The organism is Paraburkholderia sp. ZP32-5 (genome assembly GCF_021390495.1).
Lineage (GTDB): Bacteria > Pseudomonadota > Gammaproteobacteria > Burkholderiales > Burkholderiaceae > Paraburkholderia.
In genome coordinates this window covers 2,520,978-2,534,683 of sequence record NZ_JAJEJP010000002.1, presented here as the reverse complement: position 1 = coordinate 2,534,683, position 13,706 = coordinate 2,520,978, and the positions used below count along the sequence as shown (strand labels likewise).

At 61.4% G+C, this 13,706-nt stretch carries 13 protein-coding genes; 11 read left to right on the top strand and 2 right to left on the bottom strand.

Annotated elements, in window-relative coordinates; genetic code table 11:
* Positions 1–32 precede the first annotated feature (32 nt).
* Both L0U82_RS30090 and L0U82_RS30085 read left to right on the top strand, forming a co-directional pair.
* A complete protein-coding gene (locus L0U82_RS30090; protein ID WP_233836779.1) occupies positions 33–1,412 on the top strand; it encodes an MFS transporter in 1,380 nt (459 codons plus the stop codon).
* Between the two features lie 98 nt (positions 1,413–1,510).
* A complete protein-coding gene (locus tag L0U82_RS30085; RefSeq protein WP_233836777.1) occupies positions 1,511–2,005 on the top strand; it encodes a bacteriohemerythrin in 495 nt (164 codons plus the stop codon).
* A 259-nt stretch (positions 2,006–2,264) separates the two neighbouring features.
* Here the strand turns inward: L0U82_RS30085 and L0U82_RS30080 are convergent, their stop codons facing one another.
* A complete protein-coding gene (locus tag L0U82_RS30080) occupies positions 2,265–2,510 on the bottom strand; it encodes a hypothetical protein (RefSeq protein WP_233836775.1) in 246 nt (81 codons plus the stop codon).
* Positions 2,511–2,678: 168 nt separating this feature from the next.
* Here L0U82_RS30080 and L0U82_RS30075 point away from each other — a divergent pair, with 168 nt between their 5' ends.
* Positions 2,679–3,572 carry a LysR family transcriptional regulator gene (locus L0U82_RS30075; RefSeq protein WP_233836773.1) on the top strand — a complete coding sequence of 298 codons (894 nt, stop codon included), beginning with the start codon at positions 2,679–2,681 and terminating at the stop codon, positions 3,570–3,572.
* Positions 3,573–3,652: 80 nt separating this feature from the next.
* On the opposite strand, the gene L0U82_RS30070 is transcribed toward L0U82_RS30075, so the two are convergent.
* The gene (locus tag L0U82_RS30070) at positions 3,653–4,732 is read right to left on the bottom strand and encodes a porin (RefSeq protein ID WP_233836771.1); all 1,080 of its coding nucleotides are present in this window, start codon (positions 4,730–4,732) and stop codon (positions 3,653–3,655) included.
* Between the two features lie 541 nt (positions 4,733–5,273).
* Here L0U82_RS30070 and L0U82_RS30065 point away from each other — a divergent pair.
* From L0U82_RS30065 to L0U82_RS30030, 8 genes are all read left to right on the top strand, one after another.
* Positions 5,274–6,317: a Bug family tripartite tricarboxylate transporter substrate binding protein gene (locus L0U82_RS30065; RefSeq protein ID WP_233836769.1), complete on the top strand. Its 1,044-nt coding sequence runs from the start codon at positions 5,274–5,276 to the stop codon at positions 6,315–6,317.
* Between the two features lie 16 nt (positions 6,318–6,333).
* A complete protein-coding gene (locus L0U82_RS30060) occupies positions 6,334–7,824 on the top strand; it encodes a tripartite tricarboxylate transporter permease (protein WP_233836767.1) in 1,491 nt (496 codons plus the stop codon).
* Complete coding sequence (locus L0U82_RS30055) at positions 7,821–8,342, top strand: tripartite tricarboxylate transporter TctB family protein (protein WP_233836765.1); 522 nt, start codon at positions 7,821–7,823, stop codon at positions 8,340–8,342. The genes L0U82_RS30060 and L0U82_RS30055 overlap by 4 nt, the downstream gene beginning before the upstream one ends.
* A gap of 66 nt (positions 8,343–8,408) precedes the next feature.
* Positions 8,409–8,942: a thiamine pyrophosphate-binding protein gene (locus L0U82_RS30050; protein ID WP_233836763.1), complete on the top strand. Its 534-nt coding sequence runs from the start codon at positions 8,409–8,411 to the stop codon at positions 8,940–8,942.
* A gap of 17 nt (positions 8,943–8,959) precedes the next feature.
* The gene (locus L0U82_RS30045; protein WP_233836762.1) at positions 8,960–9,595 is read left to right on the top strand and encodes a thiamine pyrophosphate-dependent enzyme; all 636 of its coding nucleotides are present in this window, start codon (positions 8,960–8,962) and stop codon (positions 9,593–9,595) included.
* A gap of 248 nt (positions 9,596–9,843) precedes the next feature.
* Positions 9,844–10,317, top strand: coding sequence for a (2Fe-2S)-binding protein (locus tag L0U82_RS30040; protein WP_233836761.1), 474 nt, complete (start codon positions 9,844–9,846; stop codon positions 10,315–10,317).
* Between the two features lie 14 nt (positions 10,318–10,331).
* Positions 10,332–11,201 (top strand): FAD binding domain-containing protein, encoded by an 870-nt coding sequence (locus L0U82_RS30035; RefSeq protein WP_233836760.1) that lies wholly within the window; start codon positions 10,332–10,334, stop codon positions 11,199–11,201.
* A 39-nt stretch (positions 11,202–11,240) separates the two neighbouring features.
* Positions 11,241–13,703, top strand: coding sequence for a xanthine dehydrogenase family protein molybdopterin-binding subunit (locus L0U82_RS30030; protein WP_233836759.1), 2,463 nt, complete (start codon positions 11,241–11,243; stop codon positions 13,701–13,703).
* Positions 13,704–13,706 lie beyond the last annotated feature (3 nt).

Genomic DNA, 13,706 nt, shown 5'->3' with positions numbered 1-13,706 from the left:
GTTTTTGTTTCAGATCGCGTACAAATCTCATCATGCAACGGATCGCAGTAGAGCAGGGCGGTTTTGCGACAAAAGAAGATGGACTGACCGGCAGTAAGCTCGTATTCGGGGTGCTGGCAATATCGCTTGCTACGACGCTCAGCATGCTCGATAGCGTGATTGCCAATATAGCGTTGCCTACCATTGCAACGACGTTAAAGGTCAGTCCTTCGGATTCGGTGTGGATCGTCAACGCATACCAGTTTTCGATCATCATGGCGTTATTGCCGCTGTCGTCACTGGGTGATCGTGTCGGCTATGCACGCATCTTCATGGTTGGTCTCGTACTCTTTACATTCGCGTCGCTGATGTGCGCGATGTCGCAATCACTCGACATGCTGATCATGTCACGTGCTTTGCAGGGACTAGGCGCGGCGGGCATTAGTAGCGTGAACACCGCCGTCCTTAAGATGATTTATCCATCGCGGCTACTCGGGCGCGGTGTCAGTATTCATGCATCGGTCGTGTCCATTTCAACCGCGGCCGGGCCGACGATTGCGGCTGCAATTCTCTCCGTCGCGACATGGCCGTGGCTGTTTTCGATCAATGTACCCCTCGGCGTTATCACATTCTTCGTCGGCTTCAAGGCGATACCACGGCCGCCTGTGTCGAAGGCGCCCTATGACTATTTCAGCGCGCTACTGAATGCGGCGACGTTCGGATTGCTCGTGATCGGCGTCGATCAAATGGGCCACAGTAATGGCCTCAGCGCGAGCGTCGTGATCCAGTTATCGATGGCGGCGATCTGCGGGTGGCTGCTGGTGCGTCGCGAGCGGCATCGAACCAAGCCGCTATTGCCGGTGGATTTGCTGCTTACGCCGGCATTTCTGCTGGCCGTTCTGACATCCATCTGTTCGTTCACCGCGCAAATGCTTGCGTTCGTATCGCTGCCGTTCATGTTGCACGATGCGTTCGGACGCAATGCAATGGAAACCGGCGCACTCATTACACCGTGGCCGATTGCGGTCCTTTTCATCGCACCGCTGGCGGGTTCGTTGTCGAACCGCTTCAACGCGGGCGCGCTCGGCGGCGCCGGGCTGGCTATTCTTGCGGCGGGTCTGACATTGCTCGCGCTACTGCCCCCGGATCCTGCCTCGTTCGATATCAGCTGGCGCATGGCGATGTGCGGAGTTGGCTTCGGGCTGTTCCAGACGCCTAATAACAAATCGCTTCTCGCGCTTGCTCCGCCGGGGCGCACCGGCAACGCGAGCGGCATGATTAGCGTGGCGCGCGTACTTGGGCAAACGTTCGGGGCCGTGCTGACGGCGTTCATCCTGCTGATCGAGCCTCATCATGCCGGCGTCGTCGCGTTGATCACGGGGGCAAGTTTCGCCGCCGTTGCAGCGTGCCTCAGTCTGACTCGTTTGATATAGTCCAGATTGTTACAGAGGCTTTTTGACAGGTCTTTGAAGGGTTGTTTTGCACCCTTATTTTCGTACTATTGTTGTTGGCGTTGCTTTGAGAGAAATTGATGAACGCGAAAAATTTGACACACGCATCCGTAACGGAAGACGTCGAAGCGCCGGTGCGGGAAAGTGACACCAGCATGGTCTGGTCGGACGCACGGCTGCTAGGTTTCACGCCGATGGATGATGTACACAAGGAGTTTTACGAGGTCGTGCTACGACTCGTAACTTGTACCGATGCCAATGCGCTGGCCGCGATCGACGAATTCGAAAAGCACGCGGTCAGCCATTTCGAGCAGGAAGACGAGTGGATGCGCACAACGAATTTCCCGCCGCGCGACTGCCATATCGATGAACATTCCGCCGTGTTGAAGTCCGTGCGTGAAGTCAAGGAAGCCGTCGAGCAGGGCCGGGCTGGAGCCGACGTGGTGTGCAGTATCGGTATGCACCTGTTCAGCTGGTTTCCCGGACACGCGGATTATTTGGATTCGGCACTGGCGGCATGGATGACGAAGCAGTCCATGGGCGGAAAGCCCGTCGTGTTCCGGCGCACGATTTGAGTATCGAGGTATTCGCTACTGAGTCATGTCGTCGCGCTTGCGTCACGCGACTAAGCTATCCCGTGTTGCAATTCACGAGCGCGTAGTTCCAGCGAGCAACTGACGCAGCACACGAATCTTGCCGAGCTTGTATTCGCTCTCTCCGCTGAAGAATTGGCTTTCCTGATCGATCATCGTGGGTAGCCGCGATGCGCGAGTCGTCCAGACTCCGTACCGCCAATCAGCAAATCATTCGGTCAATACCAACCTGCGATTGCGGCTACTGCTTACGCGAAGCGGCGCCGCGCGCACGCATGCTTTCACTATTAGTAAACCGAAAGCAGGCGAATTTATTTGGTTGTCCAACATCTTCGGCGCTGATCGACGTTGGCAGCGACTCAGCAGCAAGACCCTCCGCATCGCCCTGGAGATTTCCCGGATTCGTGACAAAAAACATATCGACCGCCAGAAAGATCATCCTATAATCGACCACATGCGGACAGGTGTTCCTAATGCGGAACGACATGCGCTTCTGAGCATGCGACACGCATTGAGTCGCGCATACGGTGAGTGACCGTTTTTCCTTTGTCAAGACGAGTAGTGTGACGGCACGTCGACGATTGAGGTTCACTACCGCACCGGTTTGACGAGTCAGGTCCGACGAGATTGATGGCACTACCAGGCGGAGAGCGTAGTGGAGATCGTACAGTTAAGAAATTTCATCGAGGTGGCGGATCGCGGAAGTTTCACGCGTGCGGCACTTGCACTCGGACTCAATCAGCCGGCTCTCAGCCGGCAGATCAGGCGCCTCGAGCTTGAACTCCACCGCAATCTGCTGCACCGGCATGGGCGCGGCGTGGTGCTGACCGATGCCGGCGAGCGATTCGCGAGTGTTGCGCGCGACGTGCTGCATCAATTGGATACGGCGGCTCAAGGCGGCCTCGAAAGCGATAGCGGTCGCATTGTGGTCGGCGTGCCGCCGTCGTTTGGGCGCATGCTGGCAGTCAGATTGGCACGGGCGTTTGCAGCGCGTTTCTCGCCGGCCAGGCTGACCATCGTCGAAGACCGCTCCAGCAACTTGCGTTCGCGCGTACGGGATGGCGGTGTCGATCTCGCGTTGCTGCATTTGCCGGAAGCGTGCGACGACCTTACTTACGAGGCGATCGCGGACGAGTCGATCTGCCTGATATCGCCGAAACAATCCGCCGACCCGTTGCCCGACACGATCACGCTCGCGGAAGTCGCGCAGTTGCCGTTGATTTTCCCGAATGCGCGCAATCCGGTGCGTGAAGTCACCGCGCGTGCCGCCGCGCTCGCGGGTCTCGAACTGGATGTGACTCAGGAGATCGGCGCGACCGATACGATTCTCGAACTGGTGCAAAACGGCTACGGCTACGCGGTCGCGACGAAGGTCATCCTGCAAGGCACGCGCTATATAAAGACGCTCCGCGTGCAGCAGATCGTCGATCCTGATCTTTCGATTCGCCTGACACTCGCGTCGCGCCAGGACGAGGCGCCGATGCCGCTACAGGCGAAAGCAACACGCCTGATCAAGGAAGTACTCACGCATACGTTCGCGATCGGCTGACCATTGCGTTAGCGTTTGCGTTGCGTTGTATTGCGACCGACTGCGCGCACAGATCGCAGTCGGTTATCGCCCGGCATCGCTTAGAACGAGTGGTGCAGACCAATCCGGATTGCGACCTGACTATTGGTCGAAGACGGTGAGTTCGAGAAGATCACCGCGACACCGCCGATCGCGCGCTGGCCCACGATCCCCGCATAGACCTGCGTTGCCTTCGACAGGAAATACATGTCGATCAGGCTCGCCTGGTTCCAACGCACGTCACCGAGCGTGCTGGTGAACGCCGTCGCATCGATGAAGTTGAACGGCGAAGTCCACCACGTTACACCGCCCTCATAGGTCTGAAACGTGTCCGAGCGTCCCTCATAGGTGATCTTCACGTTCGTATAGAGGCCATGCAACCGGAAGTCGCCGAGCCTGTAATTGGCCGCCGCCGCGATATTCCTCAGATGGTCGGCCACGAGAGGTGATGTCAGCGGCAAGCCCTGGAAATGCGTAAAGCCGATCGCGCTGCCGATCTGGGTGGTCCGCTGCGTTTCGTCCGCGTAGGTGATCGCCGCCTTGAGCGGACCGCGATCGTAGCGTAGACCGAAGCTGGTATTGCGCCCGGCGGCGAAGTTCGTCGAATTGCTGAGGCTGATCTGCGCGCCGGCCTTGAAGCCGTAAAACCTCGGCGTTTCGTAGCGGACCGTGTTGTCGACCTGCGTGTTCGAGTTGTCGGACAGCTCGTCGATATTCCCCGGATGGTAGTCCTGATAGATGAAGGCCACCACGGCTGCATCGAGCGGGTTGATCCACGCCTGTGAGAACGGCGTCATATGACCGGCGGTGATCGTGCCGAGCTTATCCGACGAGAGCCCCACGTACGCGGACCGGTTGAACATGTAACCGCTGCGCGTCGATACGCCATTGATCACCTGGAAGCCGTTTTCGAGCCTGAAAAAAGCCTTGTTGCCGCCGCCGAGATCCTCGGTGCCGATCAGGCCCCAGCGGTCCGGCTGGCTATTGCCGCTGACCGCCTGCACCTGCGAGTGTCCGCCGATGTTGTTGTTGTACCCCAGCCCAAAATCGACGCTGCCGTAGAGCGTGACGCTGCTCTGCGCGCATGCCGCGCCGCTGAAACCCGCCGCGAGAAGTGCCGTGCCTGCTATCAGATGTTTCATTTCATCCCTTTTATCTCGGATTATCGCTGAATCTAATAAATATTTGTCTGCGGTTTTGAGGGAAACCGGAATGCAGCGATGTCGAATCAATCCGGTGTGCGTCGAATACTAAGGGAGAGTAAATTGCCGAGATAGTTTGAAAAAAATCTATTTGCTATATCCGCCGGGACATCGTAGTGAATTGCTCCGCTTACCTATGCTTGACGTGATAACTCGGCTGGAAGCCGTATCCAGCCATTCCTGACAGGCATTTCGGCGGTGCCTGGCACACGCTGTTATGCCGCTGCGGAATAACGGGATGGAGATTCGCTGACATATCTTTCCGTCTGGCGGTATTCATCATCCAATTCCTCAAGGGAATACGCGATATCTATTTAAAGAATGAAATTTGTTTAAATGAAAAATCCTTTGACGGTCATTTTTTAAAATGTAGAATCCGGACTGTTTGACGCCCCGGACAGTGCTGTTTATTTATAAAAAAGGATGAGCAATGCAGGTTAAGTCGAGTCGGAATCGGAGGACATCAACGACGCGGCGCAGCGTGTTCGCGTCGCTGCGCGCGGTACGCGCCTGCGCTGGCTTCGCGATGCTTTTCATCGCGTTACTGCTGCCTGCCGGATCGGCGTTCGCGCAGCAGTCCGCCGCTGATTTCTATCGAGGCAAGACCGTCACGATCCTGGTCGGCTCGCCGCCGGGCGGCGGCTACGATCTGTACGCACGTCTGATCGCGCCGTATCTGGCGAAGAAGCTCGACGCGCAGGTGATCATCGAGAACCGCGCGGGCGGCAGCGGCCTGCTTGCGCTGAACGTGCTGAATTCGTCGCGCCCCGATGGCCTGACGCTGATGAACGCGAGCGCCGAAGGCGCGATCATGAGCAAGCTCACCGACCGTCCGGGCGCGCGCTGGGATCTGCAAAAGCTCAATTGGCTCGCGCGCGTGTCGACGGAACCGAAGGTCTGGTTCGTCGCGCGCAACAGCAAGATTCATAACTTCGACGACGCGCTGCACGCGCCGAAGCTGATGTGGTCCGCCACGGGTCCGGCCGACAACATCAGCGATGTCGTCGCCGTATTGTCGGCGGCCACCGGCCTGCATTCGAAGATCGTCAACGGCTACAAGGGCGCGAAGGACATGGCGCTCGCGGTGGCCAACGGCGAGGTCGACGCGGGCGTGCTGACGGTCAGCTCCGTGCTGCCGATGCTGAAGTCCGGCGACCTGGTGCCGATCGCGATCATCGGTCACAAGCGGTGGCCGGATCTGCCGAACGTGCCGACGATTTTCGAACTGACGAAGATTGCGCCGGACAAGACGTGGTGGATCGATTTCCGCGAGCAGGTCGGCGAGGTGCAGCGCGCGCTGGTGGCGCCGCCGGGTGTGCCGCAAGACCGCGTCGACTATCTTCGCGCGACATTGCGCGAAGTGCTGACCGATCCCGCCGTGATTGCGCAGGGGAACAAGGCTAATTTGCCGGTCAGCTTCCTCGATGGTGTCGCGCTGCAGAAGCAGATCGAAAACATCATGCAGAACGCAGCCGGCGATCATCTGCCGCAAATCCAGCAGGTCGTGCTGCATCAATACTTCTAGGGCCGGGGAGAGTTCGATGTATCACCACGTGATCTCCGGCATTCTGTCGTTCGCTTCTCCAATGTCGTTGCTGTTCATCTGCATCGGTGTGCTGGTGGGATCGTTCGTCGGTCTGATTCCGGGCCTGAACGGCGTCACCGCGCTCGCACTGGTGATGCCGTTCGTCTACGGCATGAAGCCCGCAGTCGGTCTCGCATTGATGCTCGCGATGCATTCGGTCATCAACACCGCCGGCTCGATTACCGCCGTGCTGCTCGGCATGCCTGGGCAACCGGCCGATGCGGCCGCGGTCGTCGACGGCTATCCGATGTCGCAGCAGGGGCGAGGCGGCGAGGCGATCGGCGCCGCGCTGACCGCGTCGGCAATCGGTGGTGTGCTCGGCGCGCTGCTGCTCGCCGGTGTGCTGCCGGTGCTGCCGCCACTGGTGCTGTATTTCCAGTCGCCCGACACGCTGATGCTGGCAGTCGCCGGCGTGCTGATGATCGTGCTGATCTCGAAGGACAGCATCGGCAAGGGGCTGATGGCCGGCGCGCTCGGCATGGTGCTCGCGACGTTCGGCTACCAGGGCACGTCCGGTGTGCCGCGCTTCTGGTTTCATCTCGACTATCTGCTCGATGGCATTCATCTGGTGCCGCTTACGTTGGGCATCTTCGCGCTGCCTGAAATCATCGGTCTTGGCGTGACCGGCAAGCGGATCGCCGCGCAGGAAACGCCGCCCGTCAATACCGCACAGGTGTTGCACGGCATGCGCACCGCTTTCGCTCACTGGCCGCTCGTGATTCGTTCGTCGCTAATCGGCGTGGTGCTCGGCATCGTGCCGGGCATGGGCGGTGCGACGGCACCGTGGCTCGCGTATGCATCCGCGCAGCGCAGCTCGAAGAACAGCGCGCAATTCGGGCACGGTGCGGTCGAAGGCTTGATTGCCGCGTCGGCGCCGCATAACGCGAAAGAGGGCGGCGGGATGATTCCGACGCTCGCATTCGGTATCCCGGCCGGCTCGTCGATGGCGGTGCTGATCGGCGCGTTCTTTCTGTTCGGGCTCGCCCCCGGACCGGAATTCCTGAAGTCGCACATGGACATCGCGGTGCACCTGACACTGACGATCGCGATCGCGAACGTGCTGGCGGCCATCGTGCTGATTCCGATCGCCGCGAGGTTGACCGCGATCACGCGGATCAGCGGCCGCCTGCTTGCACCGCTGTTGATGTGCACGCTCGTCGTCGGCACCTATGCGTTGAACAACGAGCCGCTCGACATCGTGTTCATGGCCGGCTTCGGCGTACTCGGCATGTTGATGAAGTCGCTGTCGTTCAGCCGTCCGGCGCTACTGCTCGGCTTCGTGCTCGCGCCGATGATCGAGAACTCGCTCGCTATCACGCTCGACGCGCACGGCTGGGGATTCTTGATGCGGCCGGTTCCGTTCGTCATTACGAGCGCGATCGTATTGCGGGTGTTGTGGGGCGCGTTGAAGTCGTTTGGTTCGCTGCGCAGGAGGGCCAACGCATGAAGTCGATGCAGGTAGCGTTTCCCGCTGCTGTCGTCACGCTGGTCACGGCGCTGCTCGCGATCGGGTGGTTCGGTTATCGGTATCCGATGTCGGTGCTCGGTTATCCGCTGGTCCTCGGCTTGATCGTCATCGTCACCGGGGTGAGCGTCTGCGCGATGGAGCTGGCGAAGCCGCGTGACGCGAGTGCGAAGAAAAGCACGAAGAAAGACGTGGGCACACACAGTGCCGCACACAGCGCCGCGCACCACGCAACACACTGCTCGGAAGACGAAGCCGCTTCGTTGCGTGGCGCCAGCGTATGGGTGCATCTCGCGTGCCCGGTGCTGCTGATGGGGCTCGGCTGGGTGCTCGGCTTCATCCCCGCGATCGTCGTGTTCGTGCTCGGCTATCTGCGGATCGCGGGCTGGTCGTGGCGCGCATCGGTGCTGTACGGCTTCGCGGCGGGGTTCGTCGTATGGGTGCTGTTCGACCTGATGTTCTTCCAGCCGCTGCCTTTCTGGCCCATTTTCATGCGTTGAAGCGAAGCCGTACCGGTTGCGTGAATCGCTTCGAAGCTCCTTATGTTTTGCAATTCAGAGAACGATATGAACAGTACGAACACAGTGGCCGCCGATCCCGATAAGGGGATCCGGATTGCCCGCGGCATTACCGAGCAACTGGCCGGCTGCGGCGTCAAACTCGTTGCCACGCTGCCGGACAACTGGATTACCGATCTGATCGGCGAAATCGACAGTGACGAGCGCTTTCGGCACGTGCCGGTCAATCGCGAGGAATCGGCGATCGGCCTGTGCGCCGGCGCTTATATGGGCGGGCAGGGCAGCGCGGCGGTGATGGGCGCGTCCGGTTTCATGACCTGCATCTACGCGCTGACGAAAATCAACTACAGCTACGAGATTCCATTGCTGCTGCTGACGACGCTGCGCGGCGCGTTCGGCGATCACCACAAGCATCACATTTCCAACGGCCTGTATTTCGAGCCGGTGCTCAACGCGATCGACATGCCGTACACGATCGTCGACAGCGCGGACAAGCTTCCCGAGATCAGCCGCGCCTACGCACACAGCCGCACTTTCTCCCGCCCCACGGTCGTTGCGTTTACGCGTGACCTGCTCAAATAAGAACAAGGACACGACTTATGCGTTACCTCGATTGTTTCCGTTGGCTTGCTGCTCGTCGCACCAATCAATACGTGATCACGTCCGCGGGTAATTCCGGTCAGGCATGGTGGGAGGCGACACGCGACAGCGAAACCACTTTCTATCTGGATGCGTCGATGAGCCTGTCGACGATGTTCGCGTCCGGCCTCGCCGCCGCGCAGCCGGACGCGCGTTTCTGGGCCTTCATGGGTGATGGCGCGTTCTGCATGAATCCCGGCATGCTGGTCGTCGAGCGTCAGATGAATCTGCCGAACCTCACGCATCTGCTCGTTTCGAATCGCGCTTACGGCGCGACATCGAATGCGACGCTGCCGAACGATTCGATCGGCGATTACGCGGAGATTGCGCGGGGCATGGGCCTGAAGCGGATTTTCGAATTCAGCAGCGTGGAGGAACTGGAGCGCGGTTTCGACGAGGCTTTCCGCGCCGACGCGCCCGGCCATACGTTCGTCGTGCTGCACGTGGAGCCTTTCACACCGCAGGAGCAGCGACTTCAGCAGCCGCCGTTCGATGCCCCGGAGTTGAAGTACCGCTTTGGCCGCGCGCTCGAACAGCGCACCGGCGCCGACGTGTTCGGTTATCGGATCGACGCGCCGTTAGCAGTGCACGGCTAGGCCGGCGCGGATCGCGAAGGAGCCGCGGCGTTTCGCACGCTACTGCACGCAGCAACACGCTACGGCACGCCGAAGCGACCGCTGAGGACCGTGCCGATGGATGGCGGCTGTCGAGGGCGCCGAGGCTGGAACGAAGGCCGAGCCGCACGGCTCACCTCAGGCTTCATCGATAACGGTGCATCGACGATGCCGTCGCCGAACTGTCGAGCAGTCCCGGCGATCGATTTTCAACCGACAGGAAGCGACTCATGAGTATCGAAGTATCGATGACGGTCAACGGCCGCGCGGTGACCCGCGAGGTCGACGACCACACGCTGCTCGTCCACTACATTCGCGAGCATCTTGGGCTGACCGGCACCCATGTGGGCTGCGATACCGCGCAATGCGGCGCCTGCACGGTACTGCGCGACGGTCGCGCGGTGAAGAGCTGCAACCAGCTGGCCGCGATGGCCGTGGGTTGCCGGATCACGACGATCGAAGGCGTCGCGTCGCCGGACGGCACGCTGCACCCGCTGCAGGACGCGTTTCGTCGCAAGCACGGTCTGCAATGCGGCTACTGTACGCCCGGCATGGTGATGAGCGCGCTCGACCTGCTCAGGCGCAATCCGCATCCGACCGAACAGGAAATTGCCGAGCAGCTGGACGGCAATCTGTGCCGCTGTACCGGCTACTACAACATCGTCAAGGCGATTCACGCGGCCTCGCGCGCGATGAGCGCCTGACACGGAGCGAGTCGATGTTTACGTATCCCTTCGAATATGCGCGTCCCGCGACTATCGACGACGCGCTTCGTCTTCTTGAAGAACGGCCGGACGCGCGGCCAGTCGCCGGTGGTCAAAGTCTGATCGCCGCGCTGAAGCTGCGGCTCGCGGCGCCCGACGCGCTCGTCGATCTCGGCGCGCTCGATGCATTGGCATCGATCGGCGTGAACGCCCGTGAGGTCGTGATCGGTGCGATGACGCGTCATGCGACGGTGGCCGCGTCGAACGAAATCGCTGCCGCCATACCCGCGCTCGCGGCGCTCGCGGCCGGCATCGGCGACCGTCAGGTGCGCAACATGGGCACGATGGGCGGCTCGGTGGCGAACAACGATCCGGCCGCCGATTACCCGGCGGCCGTGCTCGCGCTCGACGGTACCGTGCAGACCACTCGCCGCCGGATCGCATCCGACGACTTCTTCGTCGGCCTCTATGAGACCGCGCTGCAGCCAGGCGAGCTGCTGACGTCGATCGCATTCAGGATTCCGAGCCGGGCCGCGTATGTCAAGTTCAAGAATCCCGCATCGCGCTTCGCGCTGGTTGGCGTCTTCGTTGCCGAGTTCGGCACGTCGGTGCGCGTCGCCGTGACCGGCGCGGGTGCGGGCGTGTTCCGCGTCACGCAGATGGAAGACGCACTGCGCCAGGACTTCAGCGCCGCTGCGCTCGATGGCCTGAGCGTGGCGGCCGATACCTTGAGTTCAGACATTCACGCATCGGCTGCCTATCGCGCTCATCTGATTCCCGTGCTCGCACGTCGCGCGGTGCAACTCGCGCTCGACGGTCAGGACGGTCCGGCCGACGGCTGGCAGATTCCGTATCAGCAACCATCTTTCATGGGACAGGAGTAAGCGCTAAAGCGCTAACTCCGGTCGACAGGAGACGCATGCATGAAAGCAATCTATAGCGATGGGGCCGGCACGGACAGCGCGGTCGCAGAGCAGCGAGTCATCGGTATCGAACCGGCGGAAGTGGCCGGAACCCAATACATCGGCAAGCCGCTGCTGCGCCCGGAAGACCGCAAGCTGCTGACCGGTCAAGGCCAGTATGTCGACGATGTGCAACTGCGGGACATGGCGTATTGCGTGTTTCTGCGCAGCCCATATGCGCACGCGAAGATTCTCGACATCGATACATCCGAGGCGCGCGCGCTCGCCGGCGTGCTGCGCGTGATCACCGCGGCCGATTGGGCGGAGGCGGGGCTCGGCGAGCTGACCGTCGTGCATCCGATGCCGTTCAGCGACGGCAAGCCGATGAACACCGCGACGCGTCCGACGTTCGCGAAAGATCGGGTGCGCCACGTCGGCGACATCATCGCGGCGGTGATCGCGGAAACGCGCGATATCGCGCTGCAGGCGGTCGAGTTGATCCAGCTCGACTTCGAGGAACTGCTGTCGGTCACCGACGTATCGCGTGCGCTCGATAATGACGCGCCGCTCGTGCACGAGCAGTTCGGCACCAACGTCGTGTTCGATGTGCGCAAGGGCGATGCGCAAGCGACGGAAGCCGCGCTCGCGTCCGCGCACAAGGTCGTCGAACTGGTGCTGCCGAGCAACCGTCTCGCGGCGAGTCCGATCGAGCCGCGCTCATACGTGTGCAGCTACGACGCGGGCGACGAGCGCTACACGCTATACGCGCAGAGCCAGCAACCGCATTACCTGCGCCGATGGCTCGCCGTGTATGCGCTGTTTATCCCCGAACACAAGTTGCAGGTGATCTCGCCGGCGATCGGCGGCAGCTTCGGAATCAAGGGCAACTTTCCGGCGGAGGTGTCGACCGTGGTGTGGGCATCGCGCCTCGTCGGCCGGCCGGTCAAGTGGACCTCGACTCGCTCCGAGGCATTGATGTCGGATACCCAGGCGCGCGATCACTACTCGGTGGCACGCATGGGGTTCGACGCGGATGGCCGGATTGTCGCGCTTTACGTAGACACGCTCGCGGCACTCGGCGGCTATCTGAGCAATTTCGCGCCGAGCATTCCGGGCAATTCGTATCCGCAGACGATCACCGGCCTGTATCGCACGCCGAATCTGTTCCTGCGTGTGCGCGGTGTCTATACGAATACCGTGCCGGTCGATGCATATCGGGGTTCCGGCCGGCCCGAGGCGTGCTGGGTCAACGAACGGCTGGTCGAGAATGGCGCGCGCGAACTGGGCATCGATACCGTCGCATTGCGCAAGCTGAACCTGATCGACGCCGCCGACTTCCCGTATCCTGCACCGAGCGGCCGCCGCTACGACAGCGGCAATCCGAAGCTGCTGTTCGACAAGCTGCTGGATATCGCCGACTACCCGAGCCTCAGAGCGCGGCAAGCCGCGCTTCGTCAACGGGGTGTGCTGATGGGGATCGGTCTGGCTTGCTTCCTCGATAAGGCCGGCACGGGGCCGAGCGCGAATCTCGCATCGCGCGGCGGTCTGCACGGTGGTTATGAAACGGTGGTCGTGCGCGTTCATACCGATGGTCGAGTGACGGTGTTTGCCGGCACGCATTGCCATGGCCAGGGGCACCGGATCACCTATGCGGCGATCGCGGCCGAGAGGCTTGGCATTCCGGTCGATCACATCACGGTGCTCGAAGGCGACACCGACAAGATTCCGTACGGCAATGGAACGTGGGGCGGACGTTCGGTATCGGTTGCGGGGTCCGCGATCTTCCGCGCGGCCGGCGAAGTGAAGGACAAGGCCGCGCGGCTCGCCGCGCATCTGCTCGGCTGCAAGCCGGAGGCGCTGACATACGAGCACTCGGTGTTCAGCGTCGAGGGCACCGACAAGCGCATCTCGTTCGCACAGGTCGCCGACATCGTGTACCACGGCGCGAACCTGCCGAAGGACGGTTCGATCACGCCGGGTCTCGAAGCGACGTCGTTCTACGATCCGCCCGACTCGAACGATCCGCAGGCGATGCATCTGGCAGTGGTGATCGTCGATCCGGAGACCGGCGTCGTGAAGTGCACCGACTACTTCACGGCGGACGACTGCGGCACCGTGATCAATCCGATGATCGTCGAAGGCCAGGTGCATGGCGGACTCGCGCAGGGGCTGGGTCAGGCGCTGCTCGAACAGGTCGTATACGACCGCGACAGCGGACAGCTGATCACCGGCAGCTTCACCGATTACGCGCTGCCGCGTGCCGACTGCATGCCCAATCTGCACACGACACTGATCGAAACGCCCGCACCGAGCAATCCGCTCGGCTCGAAGGGCGGAAGCGAGAGCGGCACGATCGGCGCACCCGCGGCGATCGGCAATGCGGTGGTCGACGCGCTATGGCATCTCGGTGTGCGGCACATTACGACGCCGCTCACTGCCGAGAAGGTCTGGAGCGCAATTCAGCAGGCAACGACGGAGGCGTAGCGC

Bases quoted from the DNA above. Each gene is read 5' to 3' on its own strand.
- L0U82_RS30030 (WP_233836759.1), top strand. From the start codon at position 11,241: ATGAAAGCAATCTATAGCGATGGGGCCGGCACGGACAGCGCGGTCGCA.
- L0U82_RS30080 (WP_233836775.1), bottom strand. From the start codon at position 2,510: ATGTCGTTCCGCATTAGGAACACCTGTCCGCATGTGGTCGATTATAGG.
- L0U82_RS30045 (WP_233836762.1), top strand. From the start codon at position 8,960: ATGCGTTACCTCGATTGTTTCCGTTGGCTTGCTGCTCGTCGCACCAAT.
- L0U82_RS30070 (WP_233836771.1), bottom strand. From the start codon at position 4,732: ATGAAACATCTGATAGCAGGCACGGCACTTCTCGCGGCGGGTTTCAGC.
- L0U82_RS30090 (WP_233836779.1), top strand. From the start codon at position 33: ATGCAACGGATCGCAGTAGAGCAGGGCGGTTTTGCGACAAAAGAAGAT.
- L0U82_RS30050 (WP_233836763.1), top strand. From the start codon at position 8,409: ATGAACAGTACGAACACAGTGGCCGCCGATCCCGATAAGGGGATCCGG.
- L0U82_RS30085 (WP_233836777.1), top strand. From the start codon at position 1,511: ATGAACGCGAAAAATTTGACACACGCATCCGTAACGGAAGACGTCGAA.
- L0U82_RS30035 (WP_233836760.1), top strand. From the start codon at position 10,332: ATGTTTACGTATCCCTTCGAATATGCGCGTCCCGCGACTATCGACGAC.
- L0U82_RS30040 (WP_233836761.1), top strand. From the start codon at position 9,844: ATGAGTATCGAAGTATCGATGACGGTCAACGGCCGCGCGGTGACCCGC.
- L0U82_RS30055 (WP_233836765.1), top strand. From the start codon at position 7,821: ATGAAGTCGATGCAGGTAGCGTTTCCCGCTGCTGTCGTCACGCTGGTC.
- L0U82_RS30060 (WP_233836767.1), top strand. From the start codon at position 6,334: ATGTATCACCACGTGATCTCCGGCATTCTGTCGTTCGCTTCTCCAATG.